This is a genomic window from Bifidobacterium sp. VU/mBH4 (B4), from assembly GCF_058199535.1.
Genome location: NZ_JBVPQJ010000001.1, coordinates 617,323 through 641,767, shown reverse-complemented (window position 1 = coordinate 641,767; position 24,445 = coordinate 617,323). Strand labels below are relative to the sequence as shown.

Below are 24,445 nucleotides of genomic sequence, written 5' to 3'. Positions count from 1 at the left end.
GGCTGGTCGGATATTGCGAATGTCACAATCAGCCTTGGGCCGGGCTTGGGTCGCCGGTGTCAAGCAGACGGTGGAAAGCCGCCTCGTCCAGGATGGGCAGGCCCAGGCTCTCAGCCTTGTCGGCCTTGGATCCCGGGTTGGCACCGACCACCACATAGGTGGTCTTCTTGCTGACAGACCCAGAAGCCTTGCCGCCGCGCTCCACGATGGCCTCCTTGGCGGAGTCCCTTGAGAAGTCCTCCAGACTGCCGGTGACCACCACGGTCATGCCTTTCAGGGTCTGCGGCTTGGTGCTGCGTTCGACGTGAGCGCCCACCCCTGCGGCCTGCCAGGCATCCAGGATGCGTCCGCGCCAGTCACCGGGCTGTCGGGCGCCCTGGAACCAGTCGTGGATGGAGTGCGCAATCTCGGGGCCCACCCCGTCCAGCTCGGACAGGTCCTCTACGCTGGCCTCCTCCACGGCCTTGAGCGAGGGGAATCGGGTGGCGATGGCCCGGGCCGAGGTCGGTCCCAGGTGCCGGATGGACAGGGCCACCAGGACCCTCCATAGGTCGGCATGCTTGGCCTTGTCGATTTCTTCAAGCATCTGCAGGGTGTTCCTGGAGGGTTGGGCATCGGCACTGTCCAGTGCGGCCTCCTGGATCTGGGTCTCATGACTGTTCATGGCCCGCTCGCCCTGGTTATAGAAGGCCGGCACCCGGTACCAGAGGCCGCTGCCGCCAGTCCTGCGCTTGGTTGTGGCACGCCCCTGCCGGCCTTCGACCTCCACCTGCTCCATCAGAGGAACCTCACGCCAGACATAGACCTGACGCAGATCCTCCACCTTCAGGTCGAAGAGGCCTGCCTCGCTGGTCAGGACCGGATCCTGACGTGGCGGAAGCTTCAGGTCCGGGTCCGGCTGGTAGGGGGCTGCCTGGCCGCCCTGGTCGACCAGGACCTCACGCAGGCCGGGGGCGTAGACCTCAACGGAATCAGGCCGGTTCTCATCGGGGTTGGTCAGGGCTATGGCGCTCTGCTCCCCCAGATGCTCGATGTCCAGGGCCTTTCGCGAGGCCATATGGATGATCCGCTCGGTCAGCTGGGCCGGGCAGGACTCCACGTTGGGGCAGCGGATGTCCACGTCGCCCTCCTTGGCCGGAGCCAGACGGGCGCCACAGCTGGGGCAGGTCTCGGGCATGACGAAGGGCCTCAGCTCCTTCTCGCGCCCCTTCCTGGCCTCGACGACCGGTCCGACCAGCTCGGGGATCACATCGCCCGCCTTGCGGACCACGACCGTGTCCCCGATCAGAATGCCCTTGCGCTTGACCTCAGAGGCGTTGTGGAGGGTGGTCCTGGAGACCGTGGACCCAGCCACGGTGACCGGGGTGAGCACAGCCACCGGGGTGATTCGCCCGGTCCGGCCCACCTGGACAGTGATGTCCAGAAGCCGGGTATTGACCTCCTCCGGCGGATACTTGTAGGCCACGGCCCAGCGGGGGGCGCGTGAGGTGGCACCCAGCCTGCGTTGAAGATCCCGGTCCTGAAGCTTGACGACGATGCCGTCCAGGGCATGCTCGATGTCATTGCGGTGCTGGCCATAATAGTCGATCATGTCCAGGATCTGGTCGAAGGAGGTGACGACCCGGTTGTGGGGGGAAACAGGAATCCCCCACTGCTTGTAAAGGTCGTAGGCCTGGGACTGGTCGATGACCTCGTCGTGGGTCCCCCTGGGATGGGCCGGGCCCCACCTCAGGGAGCCCAGGCCATGGGCGTAGAAGCTCAGACGACGGCTGGCTGTAATGCGCGGGTCCTTCTGCCGAAGAGACCCGGCGGCGGCGTTGCGGGGGTTGGCAAAGGGCGCCTTGCCCTCCTGCTCCTGCTGCTCGTTCAGCGCGTTGAAGTCGTCGAACCGCATGAAGACCTCGCCGCGGACCTCCACGAACTCGGGGATGTCACGGGCCGGCCCGGACAGGTTCTGCGGAATGCTTGGGATGGTCCTGACGTTGAGGGTGATATCCTCCCCGGTCACCCCGTCCCCTCTGGTCAGGCCCTGTTCCAGCACTCCGTTGCGGTAGAGGAGGTTGAGGGCCAGGCCGTCGATCTTGACCTCGCTGGTCATGAGCAGGGCCTTGTCCTCTGGCCAGTCGAGCTCGTTGCGCAGCCCCTCATACCACTGGCGCAGCTCGGCGACGCTGAAGACATCATCCAGGCTGAGCATCTGGGAGGGGTGGCGGACCGAGGCGAAGTCGTTGGAGAAGGTCCCTCCGACCCGGTGCGTCGGCGACTGGGGGGTATCCAGGCTGGGAAAGCGGGACTCCAGCTCCTGCAGGCAGCGCATCCTGGCATCGTAGGCCGCGTCGGAGGAGACCGGAGCATCGTCTATGTAGTAGGCGACCTGGTCGGACTCCACCCAGGCGGCCAGCCTGGACCAGAGACGCTGGGCCTGTTGGGCTCCCAGGGAGTCAAGATCCAGCTCCCCCAGCCGCATGGCATCGGCATCGTCGGGCTGCAGGGAGGCTATCCATCGGTCAGTGCCCGGCCTGGGCCTGGACTGGGCATTGCCCTCCTCATCACTGGTTTGCTGATTATCTTCCTGAGCTGTTTTGTCATGCATTGAGCGACCTCATGAACTGTGCCTGTACCACATCAACACCTTCATTATCGTCGTCGTTCATCCTGGCGGCCGCCATTGACAGGGTCCGGGCCGGGACGAAGAGCCCGCCGTCCACACAGATGCGCGCGGCCTGGCGCACTATCGAGGCCACCTCGGTATGAGGCCAGACCGGCAGGCCATGTTCGGCCAGCACCCGACGGGCCTGCCGGTGGTTTTCGGGCAGGACCACGCACTGGGAGCGGGCCCTGGCCTGCAGCTCGGCCAACTCGCTCTTGAGGGCCGGTATTCGGTCGGGACTGATATGCTCGCTCATCAAATAAGCCGCAGCAGCCACGTCGAACTCGTCGCGCATCCATGAAGCATAGGCCAGACGGTAGTAAGCGAAGGAGGCATCGTCCCGATCCAGGGCCACCCGCAGAGCGTTCAAGGTAGCAGCCCGGGCCGAATCCCAGTCCTCCCGGTTGGCCAGCATGACTGCCAGCTTCAGGTGGGAGAGCGGGTAGGCGGGCGCATAGGCCACCATGGCGTTCAAATGCTTGAGGGCCGCCTGGTCCTCCTTGAGCTGGGCCAGCAGGTCGGCTATCTCAAGGTGGGCGTAGAAGAGGTTGTCAGGAATGAGCAGGGTCCGCTCCCCCGGGGTGGCGAAGAGGCGGTTATAGACCACCCGCTCGGCGTAGGAGTTGAAGTAGCGGGGCACCTGGCCCTCGGCCGCAAAGACGGCATCCATATGGGCGATGGCATCCTGCTCAACCTGTATGCCTTGGGCTGCGCCGCCGGAGAAGAGCAGATCGCGGGCTTTGACGCGCTCCTTGTCCAGCTGGGAGGACAGGGAGAAGTCAAAGTCGGGAACAGGGGTGCCGTCGATCATGGCGCTGGCAACCTGAGGGGCCAGCTGTTCCAGCTCCGGGTCGCCGATGCTCTGGATGATGCCTGTGGCCTCCTGGGCCTTGGCTGCCGAAGTCATGGTCCGGTCAGAGGCCAGCTGATGGAAGCCGCCTACAGCCCTCTGCAGCAGGTCGGCCCGCTGGATGGACAGATCCACGGCCTTATGCGCGCCCATGGCCTGGGCTGACTTGTCGGCAAAGGTCACCTCGGAAAACTCGGGCTCCTCCTGGCTGCCATGGGGGCTGAAGTGGTCGTCGCGCATGTCGAACACAGCCTCAGTGGGCTTGAGCCCTCCCTGGGAATCCACCTGCATGGCCGCGTCGAAGAAGCGGTAGATGGCACGTGGATCCTTCAGACCCTGTGAACGGATGCGGGAGAGGAAGAGTTCCCTGCTGAAGACCACCGAGACCAGGGTTCGGATGGTCGGATTGCTCTGCAGGGCGCTCAGCGGATTCTGGGATGCGTCGTCCTCGGTCTGGTCTGCGGAGGCATCATCATTGGAGATATCCTCGTTCGAGGCTCCATCGGTGGCAGACTCGTCCTTATCGGATCCATTGGCTGATGAAGGCTGGGCAAAGGCTGCAGAGTCAAGGTCCACGCCCTGCATGAGATCCTTGAACTCACGATCTACGGATTCCTTTTCCCCCTGATCCTCGACCTTGTCTTCCTCTTCGTCCTGTCCTTGCTCAGGAGCCATCCGGGAGGCGATGGGCTTGGTGGGATCACCGTGTACGTCGCCATCCTTGGGATCAGCCTTGGACCCAGTGGGGGCCACCTCACCCGAACGCATGCGTTCAAAGGCCTCCAAAGCCTGTCCCATCATGGTCCTGATGGCCGAGTTCTGCTGGTCGACAGCCTCTTCCAGGCCGATGGAGTCGATCTGCAGGCTGACCTCGCGCACAGCTGGATCCGCTCCGAAGGCCAAGGCGGCCATCATCAGCCCGACGCGCAAATTGTAGTCAGCGCTCATGGCGGAACGTTCGCCCTCGTCCAGGTCCCGCCAGGCCCGTGACTGGTCCTCGTAGCGGCTGGAGGGCATCATGGTGCGCCCTGCCGCAGTGAAGGCCAGGGCCACCTGCCCCTGGGCCAGATTGGACCTGAACTCCACATCAAAGCGGAAGGGCAGCCGCAGGGATCGCATGAGCATGGCCAGCGTCTGCCGGTAGACCCACTCGGATTGCACGGGCTCCTGACCCTGGCCGTCCGCCCGCACCGGCAGCGCCTGGGGAGCCTGTTGACGCACCATGACAGCGGTGGCTGCGGCCTTGTCGACCATGGCGTTGATGGCGGTCCGCCCGTCGTCCTCCAGCGGGTCGAAGCGAATCGGATAGTCACCTGGGCGCAGCAGGGCGACAATGGCAGGATCGTCCAAGAGGGCCTGGTCCAGCCGGGTAGCCTGGACGCGGTTGATCGAGTCCTCGGTGGGCAGCGTCCCCAGGCGGGCATTGCGCTCCAGCCAGGCGCTGACAGCGGCAAACCTGTTCAGATTGCCTTCGATGCGCAGGGCCGCCAAGGCGGCGGTGAACTCCAGTCCGTTATCCCAGCTCAGGAAGTAAGCGCCGGAGTAGGAGGAAGCATACAGATGCAGGGGCTCCGCCCCGTGAACGGCCTCCAAACCCGAGACGGGCGACAGGGCCCCGGCCTCACGCATCAGGTCGGCGAACAGATCCTCCAGCCCGGAGACCCGCTGCCCATGGGAGCGTGCCTGGATCATGTCGCCCACGCTGCGTCGGATGGCTCCCATCGGTGCCTCCCGGTTGAGCCGGTAGAAGATGTTGCCCGAGCCGAACCCGGTGAAGGTCCCCTGGATGCGCGGCAGCAGGTAGGCGGCGAAGAAGGCGATGGCCACAGCATCCCGATACTCCAGGTCCAGACGCATCTCCGGAGGCAGCAGGGGACGGAGCTGCTCCAGGCAATAGCGGCCATTGGCCCGCAGCCAGGAGGCCAACCAGCGCAGGTGGCCGGCATCGTCACGACCAACTACAGCACCTTGCAGGGCTCGAACCGGCCCCGAACCCTGTTCTGGATCAAGGCCCAGCCGACGACCGTCGGCCAAGGTCACCTCCTCCCGGCCCAGCAGGAAGGCAGGTTCCATGTTCTGCAGATCCATCCGGCTCTGCTCGCCAATGAAAACCCGGCCATGGTCGTCAGCCAGAGCGATCTGGGCAAAGTGACGGCGATCGGTGAAGATCCCCAATGCGAAGCCCCGGCCTGGGGCATCGGGCCACTGGACCCAGCCCAGCGTCAGCCCCTCGGGCACGCCCTGCAGGCGGGGAAAAAGCCGGCGCTTGACAGCAATACCTAAAATACGGCTGTGAGAGGCCAGGAATTCGCGCATCTGCCGATCATCCGGATGGCCTCCCGTCCGGTTGATCAGATCGACCATGTCGGCCACCGAAGAATCCAGGGGACGATCCCCACGACCCCCTGTGGTCGGCCGAGAGGAGCCCACCAATCCCTCCAGTGCGGAAAGAATGGAACGGCCCAGGCCGGACAGATCCCCGAGCCCCCGGGACTTCTTCGCGTTCTTGGACATACTTTTGATTCTCCCAATCCAGCGCGACATGTCGCCGTTAGAATAAAACCGTGATGACTCTGCCAGCCCTGCGACGACCCACCCCGGCCAGGGGCATGACCATCCGGCTGCTGGTAGCGCTTGTTGTTGTGCTCATCCTCGAACTGGGAGTATTCAATCTGGCCCATTGGCAGTCGCTGATGGGCTCCAGGTCAAACTCTCCGGCACGGACGACGGGCGATGCCCACTCCCCACCAGGCCGGCTGGGACCAGGGCTGTCCCCTCTGCCAGGCGGGGGCCTGAAAATCAACGATCCGGCTGGCGCCTGGATGGATGTCCCTGTTGCCGATGGACGGGCCTCCTTTGTTCAGGCCCACCTGGCAGAAGACATCGAGGGTTCATTCCTGTCGCAGATCCATGTACGTCTGGACCTGCGCCTGGCCGGCGGCAAGGGATGGACCCAGGGCACCCGAGGGTTGGTCTGCCCCGGTCAGGCCCGCAGCAACTACCTGCGCATCCGCGGAAAACCCAGCGGCGCCCGGATCCAGTCCCTGCGCCTGTGGATACAGGAACCCGCCGGATCCCGGCTGGAGCTGACCGGGATGACCCCGGCCAAGGTAGTCCCCCTGGATCTCAACCTGGCACGGATACTGATGCTGGCCTGTCTGGCGGCGCTGATCCTGGGCTACCTGCCCGGCTCGATCCTCTGGCGGACCCGGCTGAATACGGGCTCGGTGAGCCAGCGCCTGGTCCTGGCCCTGATTCTGGCCCCACTGGCAGCCTGGTCCTGCTGGAACATTCAACATGATCTGTCCACCTTCACCCCCATGGCCTACCACCAGCCGCATGCCTACGTCTACGATTTCAACCAGTACGATCATGTGGCCCAGGCCCTTCTTCATGGACGCCCCTGGCTGGATCTGGGCCAGGCGCCAGGTCTGGCCAAGGCAGCCAACCCCTATGACATAGCCACCCGCAACGCACTGCTGGCCCAGGACCAGCAACCCATATATTGGGACTACGTCTACCGGGGCGGCCACTGGTATTCCTACTTTGGTGTCCTGCCGGTGCTGCTGCTCTTCCTGCCCTACCGAGTGATCACCGGTCTGGTGCATCCAGGCGGCTATGCCCTGCCCACCAGTTCGGCTGCAGCCCTGCTGGTTGCGGCGGCCACCATCATGACGACTCTGGCCACCATCCGCCTGATGGCCCGCTGGTTCCCTCGGGTCAACCTGGCCGTGGTCGGCATGGCCCTGATAACCATGCTGGGAGGATCCGGCATGGTCTACCTCTGGTGTCGCCGCAATTTCTATACGATTCCCTTCGATGCCTCCTTGCTGGCCGTGATGACCGGACTCTGGCTCTGGATGGGGGCCAGACGGGTCCAGCAGCAGTCTGCGGGCGCTGGTGAACATCCGAGTCATCGGTCAACACGTATGTGGACCGTAGAAGACGGGGACCACTCCTGGCATCTGTCCCGAACCCGGCTCTTTTTGGGATCGCTGTCAATGGCTGCCACCCTGGGTTGCCGACCCACCTTCCTGGCCGCCGGTCTGCTGGCACTACCCCTGTTCGCCCAGGAAATACAGGCAGTATTCAGTACCCTGTTCACGCGTGGAAGCCATCCTGACGGCCTGTCCCGGGGGCGGGCGCTGTCCCTGCTGGTCTGCGGCCTCGTGCCAGTTCTCCTGGTCGCCGCTCCCCTGCTCTGGTACAACCGTTGGCGATTCGGATCCCTGCTGGACTTCGGCAACCGGTATCAAATGACCGTCCTGGACCTGACCAACTATCATCCCGGCACCCAGGGCCTGCTTCAGATCTTTGGCTACTATTTGTTGCAGCCGTTGACCAGTCTGCCCATCTTCCCCTACCTGCAATTCTCCCCGGCTCCCATGCGGATCTGGCACTTCACCGAACCTGGCCTGGGCGGGCTCCTGGTCACCTCCCCGGTACTCTTGCTGGCGATGGCCCTTGTCGCCCTGCCCCGAGTGCGAAACTATCTGCAGCGCCGGGGATGGATGCCCGCCTTGAGCCTGGCCCTGGCCCTGGCGGTCCTGGTCATGGCCGCGGACTCCTATATTGGCGGATTCTCAGTGCGCTATACCATCGATTTCGCTTGGCTGATCTGCCTGGCCGCCGTGGTGGTCATGGCCGCAGCATCCTCAATATACGAAGACGGCCGCTCCACTGCGGGAGCGGCCGTCATGAGCCTGCTGACACTGGCCTGCCTGGCTGGTCTGATCCTGACATTTGTCAACGCCATGGTCCTGCTGGAGCACTTCGACTCCAGCCAGGCCATGAACGTGGCCGTCTGGTTCCTAGGACCCTGAGCCCAGCCGACCTCGGTGTCAGGAGTCCAGACCCTGTTGCTTGAGGGCCTGGTTATACCGGTCGACCATGTCAGCCACGATGCCATTGCCATCGCCGCCCGACAGGGTGATGACCGAGGCCAGAGGCATGGTGTCGAAAAGCTGGGCCGTATTGGGATCGTCGGGCAGCGGTATGCCATCCTGCTCGACACGGTCACGCAGGATGGGCCCGCCGATCGAATTCTCACGCCACTCGGCCATGGTCGATTCGGCATTCAACGGAATGAACCTGCCGTCGCCGTCCACCTGCAGGTCATGCTCCGCAACCAGATCGCGGCTGGAGGTACCCACCTGGATACGGTAGGTGCCCGCCTCCACGTGCCAGGTATCCATGGCTGTGGACCAGTAGGCGAAGTCGCGTTCAGTCAGGTCCATGCTCACTCGGCAGAACTGCCCGGCCTTCAGGAAGACCTTGGCGAAGGCCTTGAGCTCATGGCAGGGCCGGTTCACCCGGCTGGCGCAGGGGGCCACATAGACCTGCACGGTCTGAGCGCCGTCCACCTGCGAGGTGTTGGTCACCGTCACCTCCACCCGAGCCGAGTTGGCTCCGGTCTTGGTCACCGCAACCTGATCCAGGTCAAAGTCGGCATAGGACAGCCCGAACCCGAAGGGGAAGGCCACCGGACGCTGGAAGGTGTCGTAGTAGCGGTAGCCCACGTAGACGCCCTCGCCATAGCGGGAGTGACCCTCCTCGCCGGGGAAGGAGGTGATGGTGGGGTTGTCCTCCAGCCGGACCGGAATGGTTTCAGGCAGATGTCCCGAGGGATTGGCGGCGCCGGTCAGCACATCCACCACGGCGCGTCCTCCCTCCTGGCCCAGCAGCCAGGTCTCCAGCAGACCCTTGGTCTTGTCCATCCAGTCGGCAACTGTCACCACGGCTCCATTGGAGAGGACGGCGACCACCCGGTCGTTGACCTCGGAGACAGCCTTGAGCAGAGCCACCTGCTTGTCAGGAAGATCCATGCTGGTGCGGTCGAAGCCCTCGGACTCGGCGTATTCAGGCAATCCCAGGAAGAGCACCACGGCATCGGCTCCGCGCGCAACCTCAAGCGCCTGCTGGGTCAGGGCGGGATCCTGCTCCTTCTCATCCAGCGTGAACCCGGGCGCGAAGTCCACATTCATGCCTGCCTCTTTGAAACCATCCAGCGCCGAAGAGACCTCGGTGGGTGTGATGTGCGAGGAACCACCGCCCTGGTAGCGCGGAGTCCGGGCGAATTCGCCGATGACAGCGACCTTCTTCTTCGGATCAAGCGGCAGGATCCGATCCTCGTTGCGCAGCAGCACGATGGACTCCTGGGCCGCGCGACGGGCCACGTTGTTGTGCTCCTGGACGTCGTAGCGATACCCCTGCTGGGACATGGCCGGACGGGCCTTGTCGATCAGGTCCAGGATCCCCTGGGCCATCCGGTCCAGCTGTTCCTTGTCCAAATTGCCAGCCTGCACGGCCTGAACCACCTGGTCGTCGGTGCGGGAGGGCGGCATCTCCAGGTTGAGCCCGGCCTGCAGGGCATTGACCCTGTTGTGGACAGCGCCCCAGTCCGACATGACCATGCCCTGGTAGCCCCACTCGCCGCGCAGCACGTCCGTCAGCAGCCAACGGTTCTCCGAGCTGAAGACCCCGTTGATCTTGTTGTAGGCGCACATGATGGTCCAGGGCTTGGCCTTCCTGACCACGTATTCGAAGGCCGGCAGGTAGATCTCGCGCAGGGTGCGTGCGTCGACGTCAGAGCTGACCCTGAGCCGGTCGGTCTCCTGGTTGTTGGCTGCAAAATGCTTCAGAGAGGTTCCGACTCCCTTGGACTGGACCCCTTCGACCATGCCTGCGGCCTGGTGGCCTGCCAGGACCGGGTCCTCCGAGTAAAACTCGAAGTTGCGGCCGCCCAGCGGGCTGCGCTTGATGTTGATGCCGGGGCCCAGAATCACGGCCACCTTCTCCTGGATGCACTCTTCGCCCATGGCCTGGCCCACCTGGTAGGTCAGATCAGGATCCCAGGAGGAGGCCAGTCCGGCGGTCGGAGGGAAGCAGGTGGCCGGGACCGAGCCGTAGACGTCGGAGCCTGTGGCCTTGCGCAGGCCATAAGGGCCGTCGGTGATCATATAGCCTTCATAGCCCTTGTCGGGAAGTCCCTGCAGGTGCCAGGAGTCGGATCCCGAGGTCAGCGAGGCCTCCTCTTGCAGATCCAGATCCTCGGCTTTGGTATGCGATTTTTCCGTCATGTCTGTGTCCTTTCGGATTCGATTGCCCGGGCCGCTGCTCAGCACTGGTCCGGATTACAGGTTTTCAGACTCACTTGACCTTACGGATCATCATGATAAAGATGGTCCCCGCCAGCAGGCAGACGATGGCGACGGGGAAGATCATCCTGTAGCCGCCAAAGATGCCGATGACCAGGGTGGTGCACCCGGGAGCGATCACCTGACCTATGGTATTGGCCAGGTTGAGGATGCCCAGGTCCTTGCCGGCCTCCTTGGCATTCGGCAGCACATCGACATTCAACGCCTGATCCACTGACATGTAGCAGCCGTTGCCGATTCCAGCCAGGGTGGCATAAATGTACATGCCCGTTGCGGTCGGCATCAGGAAGGGGAAAACCATACCGAGAGCAATGATCAGACAGCTGATGGCCACAATCACTTTCCGCTTCTGCAGGAAGTCCGAGAGAGGGCCTGAGACCACAGCGGCCAGGATGGTGGTGATTACCGAGAGCAGAGCCATGACCTTGAGGGTGGATGCAGCCTGGTCATTGCTCAAATGGCAGTACTTCTGCAGAATGTAGAGCTGGTAGCCCTGGATCATGTAACAGCCGACGATGAAAGTGAACCTGCCCAGAAGCGCCATGTAGAAGTCCCGGCTGTTCTTGGTGGGCGGTATGAAGGACCGGCCGACATCAGCCCAGGTGCGCTCCACGACTGTGTTGGCTGCCGACTTCTCCCGGGGCCAGATCAGCACGGTGAGGATTCCCGAAAAGAGGAAGATGATCATGCCGACTACCAGGCCGGTGCGAATGTTGGTCAGAAACGAGCTGCCGATGATATTTCCCAGTTGCTGGCCGACCACCTGGCTGGCCCCATACAGTGCCGAATAGGTTCCCCTAGTCGATTCGGGAATCCTGTCTGAGAGGACCGCCACAGCCGGGGCTATCAGGCAGTTGATGCCCACCTGGACGATGCACCAGCCAAAGATGATCATGAAAAGGGTATGCGACTGGATGATCATCAGAAAACCGAGGGCACCTACGATACCGCCCAGCACGATCCAGGGGGTGCGCTTGCCGACGCGGAACCTGGACATATCCGAGAGAGCGCCGAAAACAACGTTGGCTACCAAGGCGAATACGCAGCCAATCGAATTCATCGTCCCTAGGGCCGCTTCGGCGCTGACCCCGTGCAGGGTATTGAAGATCTGAGGCAGAAGAACCCCCGAACCCATGGAAAAGGGCGCGGCCCAGAGCAGGGATACCAGGGCGAACCCGATGGCGAAACGAACCTTCTCCATGCTGTTGAGCCTTCTGCCCGTATCCGGAGCCAGGCTCGCATCCATGCCTTGGCCTGCGACGGCACCTCCGGTCTCATCTGCAGAGGCCATGGCTTTGATGTCCTCCCCGATTCGAGGGCCAACCCCATCGGCCGAGTCTCCCCTTCGATCCTTATTTCCGTTCCCCATCATCAATGCTCCTTCGTGTGCAACCTTGCAATCAGTGGCTCATCATTGAGCCCCACCAATCTCCCCCTTCCATGACGGGTGATCATTCCGCACTTATTATCGGAGCAAACTAGGCAAGAGGAGGGTTTTCATCACAGCATTTTTTCGATAGCTGAGACGACTGAGTCAACATTTCGGCGGAATTCCAAGGTTTCCGGTAGGAGTGACAGGGCCAGGTATCCGTTGCCTGGCATGTCGAAAAAGTATCCGGGCTGGCCAGTCAACCTGTAGGATCCGATCAGACGAAGAATCAGTTCCTCCTCGTCAATGACCTCGGGGAAGCGCAACAGAACGTTCCAGCCTCCCTCGGGCCTGAGCAGGGAGACACAGGACTCCTTTTGGACCAATAGCTGTCTGAGGGTTTCAAGATTGCCCCTGACACGCTCCCCCACTCGGCTGGTTTGACTGGGAATACTTGCCAGCATGGATTCCATGTCCCTGGTGATCAGCAGACTCATGGGCAGGTAATCGTCGGCTATCAGGTCAAGATGGCGCTTGGCCTGGGCAACCTGATCGGCTGGCCCGGAAACCTGGATCCAGCCCACCTTGGCGTGGGGAGCTGCCAGGCTCTTCGAAAACCCGTCCAGGGCAAAGGTCAGCACCTGCTCCTCACCAGCCAGCCGGGCACGACCCGGCAGAGGGTCCAGAGGGTAGTCGAAGAAGACCTCGTCCGCTATGATGGCCACCCCATGCCGCTGACAGAGTTCCAGCAGTGACTGGCGTTCTTCCAAATGAATGTAGGAACCGGTGGGGTTGTTGGGGTTGATAAGGACCAAGGCACGGATACGGTCGCCCTCAGGTCCTTCCAAGGCCTGCCTGACTGTGGCCAAGTCAAGAACCCAGGATCCGTCGTAGGACAGACGGTAGGGGATAGTTCGGACGCATTCCAGACCGGCGATGGATTCAATCAGGGGATATCCGGGTCTGGGCTCCAGAATGGCGTCACCCGGGTCGCAAAGGAGCTTCATCAGCCAGGAATAAGCCTGGGATGTGGAGGAGAGCAGGTAGAGGTCGTCAGGATTGACTGCTGCACCGTCCTCGTTCTGGCTCAATCCCTGGCGTCTGGTCAGAAACTCAGCCAGGGCCTGACGGGCCTTACGAGGCCCCCTGGGTTCCGCCTCATAGATTTGTGGCAGGAATGCCGGGGCCAGCCCGAAGCGGGTGGGATTCGAGTCGTTCAGCCTGCCCAGCTTGAGGCCATGAGCTCGGGCTTCCGACTCGGCCAGAGCAATGCGATTGGGGCGGTCAGACCCTGTACGGTGAGAAAAATGCACGATTTCTCAGCTCCTCATCCGATCCAGCGATGGCCAGAACGCCCCAAACAGGTTGGTCGCAGGAAAAGCCCCGCTTCACCCCAGGTGCTTTTGCCGAAGATCAGCCAGATAGGCGGCGCCTACGATGCCAGCCTGGTTGCGCAGCTTGGCAGCTACGATGGGGGTCTTGATGTCGATGTGGGGCAGGAACTTCTCGCTCATCCGGCTGACACCGCCGCCGACGACGAAGAAGTCAGGGTTGAAGTAGTGCTCAAGCAGGCGGTAGTACTTGGTCAGACGATTGGCCCACTTCTTGTAGCTCAGCTTCTTGCGGTCACGCACCGATGAGGCTGCGTACTTCTCTGCGTCCTTGCCGTCCAGCGTCAGGTGGCCCAGCTCGCTGTTGGGAATCAGCACGCCGTTATAAATCAGCGCCGTGCCGATGCCGGTGCCCAATGTGGTGGCGATGACCAGACCCTTCTGACCCTTGGCAGCCCCGTACTGCACCTCGGCAAGGCCAGCCGCATCCGCGTCGTTGACAACGCTGACGGGCCTGCCGCAGGCCTTGGAAAGAACCTCTTGGACATTGGTACCCACCCAGGCCTGGTCCAAGTTGGCCATGAAATCCAGCGGCTTGTCAGGCTTGACAGGGGCCGGGAAGGCGATGCCCACAGGCACGTCCGAGGAAACTTCGAAGCGGTCCAAAAGCTCCTTGACGACAGCACCCACAGCCTCCGGCGTGGAGTGCTCGGGAGTGAGAATCTTCTTGCGAGGCTCGGCAAAATCCCCGATCGTCAGGTCGACAGGGGCAGCCTTGATGCCGGATCCACCAATATCCACTCCGAAAGCCTGCGCTGTTTCAATCATTGCTGCTCCTTAGCTGATCAAAGATGAGGGTCCGAACCGGCACGGTAGCGATTGTACCCCAAGGCATGCCTCTGCAGCCCGGGGAGCGGCATAAGCCAACCCAGGGCAGTCTCGCTGGCCGTGTGCTGCAGACTGCAGGAAGAAGGATTGGGTGGGATAATTGAAGTTATGACCGAACATACACAGCTTATTGACGCAGTCAACGTGCGCATCACCACCAGAGAATACGACCCCAAGCCCATCGATCCCGACCTGGCCAGGCAGCTGGGCAGCACCCTGAACGCTCTGAACACGTTGAGCGGTCTGGACATGCAGCTGGTCCTGGGCAAACCTGACGCCTTTGCGGCCGACAACGCTTCCGGCCACCTGACCAATGCGGCCAACTACCTGGCCCTGGTCGGACCCAAGGATGATCAGGAGAGCCTGGAGAAAGCCGGCTTTTACGGCGAGCGCATGGTCCTTGCCGCCACCCTGTACGGACTGGGGACAGGATGGGTGTCGGGCAGCTGGGACCGTCAGGCGGCCGAGCGTCACTGCCGGATCACCCCTAGTCAGTCGCTCTACCTGGTGGTCACCATCGGCTATCCGGCCGACCAGATCGGCTACGGCAACCAGGACTTCGCCATGCTTTGCCAACGTCAAGCCGAACATCGAACATCCAAGAGCTATGAGGAACTGACTTCAGCCATGAGCACGCAGGACCGCCAGGATGCGCCGGAATGGTTCAAGGCCGGCGTTGCAGCCGCCGCCAAGGCACCTTCGGCCATGAACGGACAGCCAGTGGTTTTCGCCTGGGACAAGGACTCGGGCGATGCGATCGCCACCCTGGATCCCTCGGTCGCCTACGGATCCGCAGTCGATCTGGGCATAGCCAAAATGAACTTCCAGATTGGCGCCAGCGGCGGCACATGGACTTGGGGCAACGGAGGCCGTTTCATCAGGTCCTGACCATGGATGTGCCATAGTGCTCCGGCAAGGGGGCCGTGTAGGGTGATGAACTATGAACAATGGAGCATCATCATCTCAGTCCACCGCCGAACCGAGCACTGAAGCAGGTTCGACAACCCTGTACCTGACCCGGCACGGCAGAACCACGGCCAATGTCATGCATCTGATGCAGGGCTGGTCAGATTTCCCACTCACCCGTCAAGGCCGCGAGGACGTGCGCCAGTTCGGCCGAGGCCTGCGGCCCATTCGTTTCCGGGCGGCCTGGAGCGGCAATCTGAGTCGTCAGTATGAAACGGCCCGCCTGGCCCTTGACATGTCAGGCAACGGGGACCTGCCCGTGGGTGTGGACCCCGACCTGCGTGAGGATAATTTCGGCAGTTTCGAGGGCCGGGACGAGCGCACCACCCTGGACCAGGTCTGCGCCGCCATGGGTTTTAAGGACTTCGTTACGGCCAAGGCAACCTACGGCAGGAGCATCTCCGTCCATATGCAGGACACCTTCCACCGGCTGGATGCTGAGGACGTCCTTTCCGCCGGACTTGAGGAACAGGATCGGGCTGAGACCACCGCCCAGGTCCGCAACAGAATGATCGCGGTGCTGACGCGCATCGCCCAGTCTGCCATCGAAGAAGGTGGCGGGCCTGTCCTGGTTGTTTCCTCGGGCATGTGCCTGCAACAGTTCCTGGTGGCCATCGATGACCACTGCCCCATCCCTGATATGGACAACACCGCTGTCACCAAGGTCGTCTACCAGGATGACGGTTTCCATCTGGCAGGGCCTATCGGTTCCATGGAGTACTTCCAGGCAGGCAGTCAGGAAAAGTAGCAGGCAAAACTTTCAGGCGTCCTGTATTTCCCCGGCTGGTTGGCCCTTGAGGGGCTCCATGGGCCTCCAGTCGGGATCATGCAATATCTGGCGCGAATCCACCCATCCCTTCAGGATGGCAGGGATACCAGTCATGATGTGACTGCGATCAACAGCCAGAAGACGGATGATTTCCTTGAGAGCCGTAGCCAGGGTCCCCAGCGCGAAAGCCAGAGGCCGATAGTCCCCATGGACCATGAAATACCTGGCCATGAAGCCCCTGTTGCGCATGATGTGGTAACGATTCATATCCGAGGTGGAATTGAGCTGGCGCACCCCGGCGATGTTCCAATTGGCGATGTTACGAGTCCGACGCATGACTACATCGGATACAACCACAGGCTGTGTAACCTTGGATGCCAAATACCCATAGATGGTGTCATCCCAATAGATGAAGAAGCGCGGGTCAGGCAGACCGATTTGATCCACAATCTGCCGCGAGAAGAAGCCTCCTTCAAAGCACATGGTGTTCATAGGCCGGCAGCCCGATGGGCCGAACTCCCCCGGTGCAATCGGGTCTGGAATGCCCAAGGCGGTCAGAAAATGATACTGCCAATAGAAGGGGCCGCCATCATAATCCAGCCGGGAACCCTGCACCACCTGATAGCGTTCACTCCACTTAGCCAGCAGGTCAAGTCCTTCGGGCTCTACTGCAACGTCATCATCCATGACCCAGAACCACTTGGCCCCCAGCTCGTATGCCTTGCGCACGCCAGCGGAGAAGCCTCCCGCGCCACCGCCATTGTGATCCTGTGGCAGATACACGACACGATCCTGATTGCCGGAGCCGTCGATGATGGTCCTGCCCCAACGTCCTGTCACACGTTCTGAGAACTGCTCGACCATGGTTCGCGTGTCTGCCGAATTCTCGTTATCCACCACCACGATCCGCCAGGGGGCCTGGGTGAGCTGGAGGATGGAGTCGAACAGGCCTGTCAGCAATTCCTGACGCTTATAGGTTACGACGACCATAGCCGCCTTATTCAAGGTCTTTCCCATGCTCTCCATTGTGACACCGCCCCGCAACTTTGCTTACTGAAGCAAAATCCTCCTAGTAGGTTCAGCCTTCTTCCGCCTTCCTGGATCGCAGGCTGCACACCCTGGTTGTGAACACCGCCACCAGCAGCAGAACCACAGTCACCAGAAGGAACCGGCCGACGGGCACAGGGGTCAGAGCCATAGACATGCCAGCCTGGACAAAACTCAAGGCAATACAGCCCTCGACAATGGCGATCCCCAGCAGCGCCATCACTGCACCGCCGGCCACATCGGTCAGTGTCTCCATCACTCCCGACCAGGCTATTGACCTCCAGGCCACCCCGATCTGATTGAGCCGCTGGTTCTGCCGCTTGCGCTCCCAAGCCGAAATGGCGATGGACTGCATCATGAAAATTAGGGCAAGAACGGTCCCGCCGACGATCATGACCGTCATGGCCGTCTGCCCGGACAGGCCTCGTTGAATGAAGTCATCTATATACTCCTGCCTGGTCTGCACCGCGAAATCGCCCTGAAGGCCACTCTTCAGACGGGAGGTAATCCCGTGCGCATCTGTTGGATTGACAGCCGATATGGGAATGATCGTATGTGCGTCTTCACCCAATTGAGGCAGGTCATCCTCCGCCGTCAGAAACAGAGGATAGTTATTGCCTGCAGATAGTTCTGGAATGCCCTCAGGCGACTGAACAAGGGCAACGACCCGCACCTCATGCGGTTGATCATGGCGATCAAGAAGACGAACGGTGTCGCCTATGGAATAGGAGGAATCCTGATTCACAGCGACGCGGTCTGAACCGAGATCAGACGAATTCCCTTGGACAAAGGAGAAATGAATGCTCGGCGAACTCTGAACTTTCTGACCCTGCAATTGCTCGGCAGGTTCCCATACCACCGTTGCCGTCTGGCCCGGTGATCCTTCCATAGCCCATTGCTGAGTCTGGTAGGTAACAAAGTCTCGAACCTCAGGCATCCCACCGATCAGATCGGATGGGTTGCGGTTTTGGGCATCCGAATCAAGGGAAGTAGCCATAACATCGGCCTTCAGCGGATATAGGCTCAGAACCGCCCCTCCGATGGAGCCAGCCTGCATGGCTGCCACAAGGGAAATGACGATGGTCAGGATCATCATGGCGGGGAGGGCTATAGCGGTTGAGCCTGCGCTCTCCTTTCGAGCACGCTGCAGGGCCAGAAGACCTGGCCCCCCGGCCACCTTCGCCGGGATCAGACCAATGACTGACACAGTCAGGACAACCAGGATCGGAGCCGCCAAATAGACCGTAGTGATGACAAGGATGACCTCGAGCATAATACGCAGGTCCAGGGTCATAGAAGGCAGTGGGGCGAACCCGACCACCAAGGTCAGGATCAGGAAGACCAGGGCTGCCGAAGAACGAATCCATCCGATCCGCTTGGTTTTGTCACTGGTCTCCGTCATGAGCTGGAGCGGAGCTGCCCAGCCCACCTTGCGCATAGCCATCCATACTCCCAACAGGCAGGTGACCATCATCATGATGAAGGTGACAACTGCAATGGAAGGTCGAATCCGCGGTGTGAAAACCATGCCACTGTCGCTGAACTCGGCAGAGCGCGCGTAAAACCGTCCAACTGGTATGGTCAGGAGAGATCCGACCAGGCAGCCAATGAGATTCGAGAGGGCCAGGGGGATCGAGAATTCCAAGATACCTATGATCAGGATCCTCCTGCGTGAGGCTCCGTTCAACCGCATCATTGCATACTCGCGTCGGCGTTCATGAATCAGAAAAGTGACCGACGAGAGGACCAAAAAGACCGACACCAGCAGGCAGCAAGCCAGCGCCGGAATAGTGACCATGGAGAGATTTGAATAAGGTACCTTGGCTTGGAGACGCTGGTAGGTGTTCAACCTATTCAGATCGCCGATATTGTCAAAGGACTTTCCCGCTTGGTAGACCTGCATGGTCGAAGAGGTCAGCAGGGATGCCAGGAAGGTGGATAGACCCATGACCGCGTACGATGCTCGATGCTTCCTGATCAGGGACAAGACCAAGGAGAACAGGGTCGGTCGGCTGATCGAGGAGAATACATGCAGGGAATCCCGTCCGGGAACTTCTCCTCTTCCTGCTTGGCCTTTACCCGCATGCATCATCGTCCTACCCCCTGGCCGACCTGAGTCATGCTGGTCAGGTGAGTGGACAGCTGCTCGGCCGTATATCCTTGGCATATCGAATGCACTGTGCCGTCCACCAAGAAGACCGTGCGCTGCGCCCAGGCCGCCACATTGGGGTCATGGGTCACCATGAGCACGGTCCGTCCGCTCTCCACCAAGGTCGAAAGGGCATCCAGAACCATTTCCGAGCTGCGCGTATCCAGTGCCCCGGTGGGCTCGTCCGCGAAAATCATATCTGGCTGGGCGACCAGCGCTCTGGCAATGGCCACGCGTTGCCTTTGACCGCCAGATATGTCAGACGGATATTGCTGCGCATACCCATCTAGACCCAAAATCTTCAAGGCCTGCAGCGATTGGACGACACCAACTTTGGGACCGCCGAAGAGCTGGGGCAGCATGACGTTCTGCAAGCAGGTGAAGGCCTCGACCAGGTTGTAATCCTGAAAAACGAAACCGATATGGTCGCGGCGCATCCTGGTTAGGGCGGACTCCTTCATCCTGGCTATGTTCTGGCCGGCTATCTCGACCGATCCCTGCTGTACTGGCAAGAGCCCTGAGGCGCAATAAAGCAAGGTGGTTTTCCCCGCTCCGGAAGGACCCATAACTGCGGTCCAAGATCCTGTCGAGCATTCCAGGCCGACTTGGTCTATTCCAGCTTCACCAGCCTTGTAATGGAAGGACACCCCCTCCATTTTCAGTGGCAGTTCATTCATTGATCTTCCTTTCATTCAGATCGCCTAGGCAACAAAGCTTTCTGGCCGACCACCAGCAAAGACAAAGGGTCAAAACCAGCAGTCCCAGGATTAGGTAGAGCTCAATGCCGGGCAATGGCACAATCCGAGTCACCACACTGCCAATACAGCATGGATCCACGAGAAGCCAGACGACAAAGACATGAACGGCCAGCAATACCACCGGAACTGCAAGCAAGACCAAGCGCGTGTAGGTCCTGCAGTGCATGGAAATCCAGAGAACCAAGAGAAAAACAAGAAAGGCGGACCCCAGGCAGAGCAATACGAACACAGCCAGATACTCCCCCAAGGACCAGGTGAACCAAGGCAATGCATGTCCATCAAAAACCGGAAGATCCTGCAAACCCGCGATCTTGGGCACCCACATCAGGAATGATCCCGCTGCCACCATGAGCATCATCAGCAGGCCCGCACAGACCATGGCGAACACCTGCAGCCCAGGCAAGAAGCGTCCGGTCCTTGTCGTCAACTGCGTCTGCCGGACCCCATGGACCTGGTCTTTAACAAGGCGTGGGGCCACGACAACCAAGGCTGCCAGAAGCGGGACCAGATAGACTGAAAGTCTGAAGTTGCTCTGAGTGTAGTCCAGCAATTCAGGAGCGGCCAGGCCCATACCCGCCCTGCACTGTCCACTTAAGATGTCAAGCCGCTTCGTCACCGATTCAGGCAGTTCGATGCCATTACTACCGCCCTTACGCAACTGTTTCTCGGCTCTTGCGGTCAGGGCTTCCCGGTTGCATCCACGATAGGCATCCATGACATCATGGCAATGAGCAAGCCGACGATAGCTAGGCAAGGCATTGATGCGGCCGGTCAGTTTGCCCCGGTCTGTATTCAATACTGAAGGATTTGTCCAGCGCGAGCTCTCGACCGAATCGACCAGGTCCCTGGCCGACTGATAATTCTTGACGCCCAGTTGAACAGCCTGAGGACCAAGTGCCATCAGATCTTTGGATACCACCGGTTCAAGTCTGTCAGCCCCACGCTTGAATCCAGCAATGGTGGACTGACTGACATACGGTCCGTAGCTAGCTAGGTCATGATGGGCTTCGTCAGTGGGAATTTGGTCATACATAGCTAGATTCATACAGAAAACGAATCCAAGAGACAGACTGAGCACCACCCAAAAAGAGGTACCCAGAAGGTGCCGCATTTCGTTCCTTACCACCGTCCATCTCATTGAAGACATCCGTAGCAAGAAATAAGATTGCGAGCCCGATTCGGCGGGGTATGCTGCATCGCTACTCCTCGTCCCCGTAGATCACCAGGAAGGCATCCTCCAAGTTGGCAGGAACAGCCTGGCCCTGGGACGGCGGCTCAGGTGAGTAAATTCTGAGCCGGGTCGCATCCCCATCCAGCTCGTCCTCAAGGAGCAGCTGCCCCTGCCCTAAGCGATAATTCGCAGGAACCAGGAATATTTTGCCTTCCAGCCAGCGGCTTATCTGCCTTGGGGACTGGTTGCAGCAGATCTGCCCATCCTTGAGCATGATGACCCGGTCGGCGATGGTCTCCAGGTCAGAGACGATATGAGTGGACAGGATAACGATCCGGTCGCGCGAAAGAGCATGGACCAGGTTGCGGAAGCGGACACGTTCCCGTGGATCCAAACCAGCGGTCGGCTCGTCCAAAATCATCAGTTCCGGGTCGTTGATCATGGCCTGTGCCAGCCCCACGCGCTGAATCATGCCCCCAGAGAGCGTCTTCATCTTCTGCTTACCCTGGTCTTTAAGCCCCACGGTCTTCAGGAGATCTTTCGCCAGGGGCTTGGCCCGTTTCCGGCCGATTCCCTGAAGGGCTGCTATGTACATCAAAAAATCTTCAGCGCTGTAGTCTGGGTAATAGCCGAATTTTTGGGGCAGATACCCCAAGAGGCCGCGATAGTCCTCGTCCATAACCATGATGTCCTGCCCGTTCCAAGTGATGTTTCCCGAATCCAGGCGGATCAGGGTGGCGATCATTTGGATCAGCGTGGTCTTGCCTGCTCCGTTGGGTGCCAGGAGCCCATGGACACCGGTTCCAATAGAAAGGCTCAGATCGTTGATAACCCGCTTGTTCCTGAAGCTCTTTGACACATGGTCCAAGTGCAGCACGAAACTCACCGTCCTTTCACGCTAAACATGCAGGATTCCGCCCTCATGCCGTCGCCAGTCTTTTCATATGCCATACCCACCTTGGCAGAGGTGACCCTACGCAGCGTCCATGCAGAACAAGCAGGAAGATCGCCAGAAGAACAAGGCCCGTCGCCAGGCTCAAGGCCGGCGGAATGGAGACAAGGATGGGGGCGGTGGCGAATCGAGTAAGATAAAGCATCATGCCGAGCACAATCCAGAGTCCGAGAACCAGATAGATGGACAGTTCTCCATGCATATGCTCCTCCACCCAGATCTGTGCCAGGGAAAAGAGAAAGAGGGAGGAGAAGCTGATCCCCAGAAGGGTCATGGTGGACAGCCCCGGATTGGTCGTCTGCGCCAGCAAGACCGTAGCCAAGGATGAAATCATCATGCTGACCATGCCGAACAGAAGCATCCTGACTGCGGCTATCTGACGGAATGACCACCTGCAGGTTCTGATCAGATTCAGGGTATTCAGATTCCGTTCCTTGAGCACTACCAAAAGGTGCACCACCAGGAAAAGAGCAGGCGAGCAGACGAATATGGGGACAACCAGACCGAAGATTCTATCGACTCTGCTGGGCCAAGCAGTCTTCACGAAGGAGCCAAAGACGGTCGCCCAAACTGCCACCGTCAGAATCAAGCCGATAAAGACGCAGTCCCAGAGGCCAAAGAGCAGATTTCTCAGGCCTAGGGAACGAACCATGGCTACAAGGGTCCAGATCAGCCCAGGACGTCTTCCCATCCCTTTGCGGACAATCGTTTTTATGGTTCGCTCGCGCATCCGGGAACTGCCGATCGGTGATTCAGCAAAATCATCGCGCTCAAGGTCACTACCCTGAAGAGCCGCCAGAACGGGACGGATATCAGGTTCAGACCGATTCATGATCAAACTCCTTCCTCAAATTGTCCAAAAGTCGGTAATACCGAGCCTTGACCGTGTTTTCAGGCTCTCCGCAGGCCTCGGCAATCTGCGCGAACCCATAGCCGGCATACAGATGGAGACGCAAAACTTCCTGCGCCGGGACCGGGGCTTGTGAGATCTTGTCTTCAATCCGACCAACTAGGTCGTCCTTGAAGGTCTGGTCGGCGGGGTCGTCATGTTGATCGTGGCCGGATGCCACAAATACTTGTGCTTCCTGCCGCTGCCGCCTGCGACGGATCCGCCAGTAGTCAATAACCTTGTAGGTTGCAATGCGGTGGATCCAGGTACGGAAGCTGGACTTGTGCGAATCGTAGCTGCCCAAAGACCGCAGAATGGCAACAAAGGCATCCTGGGCAAGGTTCAGCGACTCCTCCTTATCGCCTACTTGAGCTCGGATGTAGGCCAGGATGTCGTCGTAGTACTTGCGAACTAGGTCATCGGCTGCGCGAAAGGATCTAGTTGACAGTATGTTTCTGATCCATTCCAGGTCCTCTGCCTGGGATTGGCTACCATCAGCGTCTCCGTCACTGGTTTGTCTGACCAAGGCCGGATGTATAGCTTCATCCGCAGGCAGCAGATGGTCACCCATCCTCGCCATGCTCCAGCCTCCTTGCAGCATTGTGAACTTTCGACAACCTCATATTCGTTGTGCAGGCTGCAATAGTTGCATGGAAGGCGGTTTTATTTCCTTCCTGGCGTGTCTAGAAATGCACTATCAGTGAGAAAGAATTGACCATTCCAAGGACCGCAGCTATATTGAAATCGTCAGTTTCAGGGAAGGTGAAAGTCCTTACTGGCGGTATCCGGCTGAATGCCGGGAGCCCGCGACCCGCGCAAGCGGTGGATATCGGTTCAAGTCCGAAGCCAACGGTTACAGTCCGGATGGAAGAAACGAGGCCCTCTATGAGCATGCCCAATTCTCATTCACACACCACTGCAAACAAGGACACGCGCTTCAACGATGTCCACTCCACAGGTGCAGGCGGTTCAGGACGCTGGTCGACCAAACGGATTGCGGTCTACGCACTCTTCGTAGCCTTGGCCATGGTTCTGAGCTTCTTCTCATTCCCGATCTTTCCTGCCGCTCCCTGGCTCAAATACGACCCCTCTGGCATCGTTGTCCTGGTATGCGGCTTCGCCTTCGGCCCTGCTGCTGCAGCAATCATCTCCATTCTGGGATTCGTCCCGCACCTGTTCACCAACCCCTTCGGCGCTCTGATCTCGATGATCGTGGCTCTGGCCCTGAGCGTGCCGGCAGCCATTGTCTACCGCAGGATGCACAGCCGTAAGGGAGCGGTCATCGGAATCGTCTCCGGCGCCATTCTGGGCGTGATCGCAGCCATCCTGTGCAACGTGGTGATCACCCCCTTCTACGCGCACATGTCCATGGCCAAGGTGGTCGCCATGATCGTGCCCATCCTCCTGCCCTTCAACCTGATGAAGTTCGCCATCCACGGCGTGGTCACCTTCCTGATCTACAAGCCCATCTCCACACTGATCAACAAGTAGGCCTCGGC

The 24,445-nt window shown here is 60.3% G+C and carries 17 protein-coding genes and 1 riboswitch; of the genes, 4 read left to right on the top strand and 13 right to left on the bottom strand.

Features of this window, described 5'->3' with window-relative positions:
- Positions 1 to 28 precede the first annotated feature (28 nt).
- Entirely contained in the window at positions 29 to 2,593 is a 2,565-nt protein-coding gene (gene ligA / locus AC0AII_RS02750; protein ID WP_490446003.1) for an NAD-dependent DNA ligase LigA, read from the bottom strand.
- A complete protein-coding gene (locus AC0AII_RS02745; RefSeq protein ID WP_490446002.1) occupies positions 2,586 to 6,014 on the bottom strand; it encodes a tetratricopeptide repeat protein in 3,429 nt (1,142 codons plus the stop codon). Before AC0AII_RS02745 ends, ligA begins: the two co-directional genes overlap by 8 nt.
- A 50-nt stretch (positions 6,015 to 6,064) precedes the next feature.
- Here AC0AII_RS02745 and AC0AII_RS02740 point away from each other — a divergent pair, with 50 nt between their 5' ends.
- Positions 6,065 to 8,323, top strand: coding sequence for a hypothetical protein (locus AC0AII_RS02740; protein ID WP_490446001.1), 2,259 nt, complete (start codon positions 6,065 to 6,067; stop codon positions 8,321 to 8,323).
- A gap of 18 nt (positions 8,324 to 8,341) precedes the next feature.
- Here the strand turns inward: AC0AII_RS02740 and AC0AII_RS02735 are convergent, their stop codons facing one another.
- The 4 genes from AC0AII_RS02735 to ppgK all read right to left on the bottom strand — a co-directional run bounded on the left by AC0AII_RS02735 (position 8,342) and on the right by ppgK (position 14,185).
- Complete coding sequence (locus tag AC0AII_RS02735) at positions 8,342 to 10,579, bottom strand: exo-alpha-(1->6)-L-arabinopyranosidase (RefSeq protein ID WP_490446000.1); 2,238 nt, start codon at positions 10,577 to 10,579, stop codon at positions 8,342 to 8,344.
- A gap of 70 nt (positions 10,580 to 10,649) precedes the next feature.
- Positions 10,650 to 12,026 (bottom strand): MFS transporter, encoded by a 1,377-nt coding sequence (locus AC0AII_RS02730; protein ID WP_490445999.1) that lies wholly within the window; start codon positions 12,024 to 12,026, stop codon positions 10,650 to 10,652.
- Positions 12,027 to 12,157: 131 nt separating this feature from the next.
- Positions 12,158 to 13,339 carry a pyridoxal phosphate-dependent aminotransferase gene (locus AC0AII_RS02725; protein WP_490445998.1) on the bottom strand — a complete coding sequence of 394 codons (1,182 nt, stop codon included), beginning with the start codon at positions 13,337 to 13,339 and terminating at the stop codon, positions 12,158 to 12,160.
- 75 nt (positions 13,340 to 13,414) lie between these two features.
- Positions 13,415 to 14,185, bottom strand: a complete 771-nt coding sequence (ppgK, locus tag AC0AII_RS02720; RefSeq protein ID WP_101432572.1) for a polyphosphate--glucose phosphotransferase — start codon at positions 14,183 to 14,185, stop codon at positions 13,415 to 13,417.
- Between the two features lie 168 nt (positions 14,186 to 14,353).
- Here ppgK and AC0AII_RS02715 point away from each other — a divergent pair, with 168 nt between their 5' ends.
- Both AC0AII_RS02715 and AC0AII_RS02710 read left to right on the top strand, forming a co-directional pair.
- Positions 14,354 to 15,133: a nitroreductase family protein gene (locus AC0AII_RS02715; RefSeq protein ID WP_490445997.1), complete on the top strand. Its 780-nt coding sequence runs from the start codon at positions 14,354 to 14,356 to the stop codon at positions 15,131 to 15,133.
- A gap of 52 nt (positions 15,134 to 15,185) precedes the next feature.
- Entirely contained in the window at positions 15,186 to 15,959 is a 774-nt protein-coding gene (locus AC0AII_RS02710) for a histidine phosphatase family protein (RefSeq protein WP_490445996.1), read from the top strand.
- A 12-nt stretch (positions 15,960 to 15,971) separates the two neighbouring features.
- On the opposite strand, the gene AC0AII_RS02705 is transcribed toward AC0AII_RS02710, so the two are convergent.
- The 7 genes from AC0AII_RS02705 to AC0AII_RS02675 form a co-directional block, all read right to left on the bottom strand.
- Complete coding sequence (locus AC0AII_RS02705) at positions 15,972 to 16,997, bottom strand: glycosyltransferase (RefSeq protein ID WP_490445995.1); 1,026 nt, start codon at positions 16,995 to 16,997, stop codon at positions 15,972 to 15,974.
- A gap of 61 nt (positions 16,998 to 17,058) precedes the next feature.
- Positions 17,059 to 18,975, bottom strand: coding sequence for an FtsX-like permease family protein (locus AC0AII_RS02700; RefSeq protein ID WP_490445994.1), 1,917 nt, complete (start codon positions 18,973 to 18,975; stop codon positions 17,059 to 17,061).
- Between the two features lie 140 nt (positions 18,976 to 19,115).
- Positions 19,116 to 19,853 (bottom strand): ABC transporter ATP-binding protein, encoded by a 738-nt coding sequence (locus AC0AII_RS02695; RefSeq protein WP_198200110.1) that lies wholly within the window; start codon positions 19,851 to 19,853, stop codon positions 19,116 to 19,118.
- Entirely contained in the window at positions 19,846 to 20,979 is a 1,134-nt protein-coding gene (locus AC0AII_RS02690; protein WP_490445993.1) for a hypothetical protein, read from the bottom strand. Before AC0AII_RS02690 ends, AC0AII_RS02695 begins: the two co-directional genes overlap by 8 nt.
- Before the next feature lie 154 nt (positions 20,980 to 21,133).
- Positions 21,134 to 21,991 carry an ABC transporter ATP-binding protein gene (locus AC0AII_RS02685; protein WP_490445992.1) on the bottom strand — a complete coding sequence of 286 codons (858 nt, stop codon included), beginning with the start codon at positions 21,989 to 21,991 and terminating at the stop codon, positions 21,134 to 21,136.
- A gap of 34 nt (positions 21,992 to 22,025) precedes the next feature.
- A complete protein-coding gene (locus tag AC0AII_RS02680) occupies positions 22,026 to 22,889 on the bottom strand; it encodes a hypothetical protein (RefSeq protein WP_490445991.1) in 864 nt (287 codons plus the stop codon).
- Entirely contained in the window at positions 22,876 to 23,526 is a 651-nt protein-coding gene (locus AC0AII_RS02675) for an RNA polymerase sigma factor (RefSeq protein ID WP_490445990.1), read from the bottom strand. Before AC0AII_RS02675 ends, AC0AII_RS02680 begins: the two co-directional genes overlap by 14 nt.
- A 165-nt stretch (positions 23,527 to 23,691) precedes the next feature.
- Positions 23,692 to 23,826, top strand: a riboswitch (FMN riboswitch).
- 5 nt (positions 23,827 to 23,831) lie between these two features.
- Here AC0AII_RS02675 and AC0AII_RS02670 point away from each other — a divergent pair.
- Positions 23,832 to 24,437 (top strand): ECF transporter S component, encoded by a 606-nt coding sequence (locus tag AC0AII_RS02670; RefSeq protein ID WP_490445989.1) that lies wholly within the window; start codon positions 23,832 to 23,834, stop codon positions 24,435 to 24,437.
- Positions 24,438 to 24,445: the final 8 nt, after the last annotated feature.